Annotated in this window: 2 protein-coding genes; one reads left to right on the plus strand and one right to left on the minus strand. The window is 77.1% G+C overall.

All coding sequences use genetic code 11. The annotated features are described in order from the left end of the window. A partial coding sequence (locus tag A2U95_RS30045) for an outer membrane protein assembly factor BamB family protein (RefSeq protein WP_166028857.1) occupies nucleotides 1-1,280 on the plus strand: 1,280 nt, incomplete at its 5' end. Nucleotides 1,281-1,362: 82 nt separating this feature from the next. On the opposite strand, the gene A2U95_RS30050 is transcribed toward A2U95_RS30045, so the two are convergent. After that, nucleotides 1,363-1,953, minus strand: coding sequence for a L,D-transpeptidase family protein (locus A2U95_RS30050; protein ID WP_166028859.1), 591 nt, complete (start codon nucleotides 1,951-1,953; stop codon nucleotides 1,363-1,365). Between the last annotated feature and the right edge of the window lie 143 nt (nucleotides 1,954-2,096).

Below are 2,096 nucleotides of genomic sequence, written 5' to 3' on the forward strand. Positions count from 1 at the left end.
AGGTACGCGCCGCGGCCGCCGCGCGGGCGCCCCTGGCGGAGGCGGGGCTGGCGGCCTCCTGGGCACGGGCCCAGCAGGGCGCCGCCCCGGTGCCGCAGCAGCAGGCGGGGCAGCCGGGCCCGGCCGGCGAGGAGCAGCAGGACGGGCGGGGCGGCTGGCGGCCGTGGCGCTTCCGGATGTCCAACGACGTCTGGGGCACCCCCGAGGTCGCCGACGACCTGGTCTACGTCACCTCCTTCGAGGTGCACGCGCTGGACGTGCAGACCGGCCGGCGCCGCTTCAAGACCCGTGACGTCGCCTGGTCGATGAAGGTCGCCGACCGGCGGATCCACGCCTCCGACGGCCCCACCCTGTTCGCGCTGGACGCCCGCGACGGCACCGACCTGTGGCGGCTGTCCGCCGACGCCTGGGTGTACTCGCTCCAGGCCGACCGCGGCCACGTGCTCACCGGCACGCGGGGCGGCGGGGTGCAGGCCTGGGAAGCATCCACGGGGCGCCGGCTGTGGCAGCTGAGCGGCGCGCAGACCGACTTCGAGACCCCGGAGGCCGGACCGGCGCTGCACGACGGCACCGCCTTCGTCTGGCAGGACGCCCGGCTGCGGGCGCTGGACGTCCGCACGGGAGAGGAGCGGTGGTCGTACCCGATCGGCGACGCGGCCTCCTGCGGGGGCGTCCCGGTGCGGCTGAGCCACGCCTCCGACGGGTGCGTGTACGTGTCCGCCGGCACCCGGGTGCTGGCGATCAACGTGGCGAACGGCCATGTGCACTGGCACTTCGAGGCGCCCGCGGTCTTCCTGAGCCCGCCCGCGTACGTGCCGGGGGCCGCCGTCACGGGCGGCGGCGTGTACCTCGCCGACTACCTCGGCACGGTGTACGCGCTGGACGCGGCGGACGGCCGGGACCGGTGGCGGATCGCCACCGAGGCGCGGTCCTCCGTCGAACCGGTGCTGGTCGCCGCGGGACACATCCACGTCGCCAGCGGCAAGGGCCTGTACACGCTGGACGCGGTCACCGGCACGCCCAAGTGGCGGTTCCAGGCGGGCGGCGACATCGTGGGCGCGCCGGCGGTCGCCGAGGGGCGGATCCACTTCGGCTCCACCGACCACCTGCTCTACACGCTCAAGGCCGACGACGGCCGGCTGCGGTGGAAGCTGGCCACGGGCGGGGAGATCACCGGGTCGCCGGTGGTGCGGGGCGGCGTGGTGTACGCGTGCAGCAAGGACCGCTGCGTGTACGCCCTCGACGCGGAGAAGGGCACGGGCACGGCCCGCCCGTCCTGACCGCGCCCCGGCCGGGCGCGGCGCGGCCCCCGCCCGGCCGCCCGGCGCGGCGGAGCCGCCGCCCGGCGTGACCGGGGGCGGATCAGGGGACGACGACGACCGGGGTGCCGGTGGAGGCGAACTCCCACAGCGCCGTGCCGTCCTCGACCGGCATGCGGACACCCGCCGTCCGCTTGCCCTCGGCCGGCGCGGGAGACGCGCCGTCCGACGCGTGGGAGAAGGCGAAGTTCACGCCGCCGGAGAAGGCGAAGTACACGACGTGCTCGATCGCCACCCCGTCGGACCCGGTGGTGGCCGCCGTCCGCGTGCCCGCCTCGTACTCACCCGGCTCCGGGTCCATCGTGCCCGGCCACACCGTGAAGCTGCGCAGCGCCTTGTCGCTGGCGTCCACCAGCCACACCCGGTCCGCCTCCAGCGCGTACACGAGCCGCCGGCCGGTGCCGGACTCCGGCGGCACCGACGCCTTGGAGGGGGCGTCCTCGCCCTCCGCGGACAGGGACTTCCGCGGCCGCGGCGCGTCCGAGGCGGAGGCCGCCGGGCCGCGGTCGTCCAGGGCGGCGGGCTTCGGCCCCGAGCCGGCCTGCACGGCCAGCCCGATGACCACCACGATCGCCGCGCTGGTCAGGCCGGTCACCCAGGCCCAGGTGGGAAGCCGTCGAGCAGCCACGTGCACGCATCTCCTCAGCAACGGGCCCGGAGGGCCGCGGCGGGAACAGGGTCGGATCATCCTACGGTGACCCGCCCCGCCCCTGACCAGGGGCCCGGCCCCGGGACCTGCCGCCCCGCGGCCGCGGCCGCCGCCCCGCGGCCGCGGCC

This window comes from Streptomyces chilikensis (assembly GCF_001642695.1).
Classification (GTDB): Bacteria; Actinomycetota; Actinomycetes; order Streptomycetales; family Streptomycetaceae; genus Streptomyces; species Streptomyces chilikensis.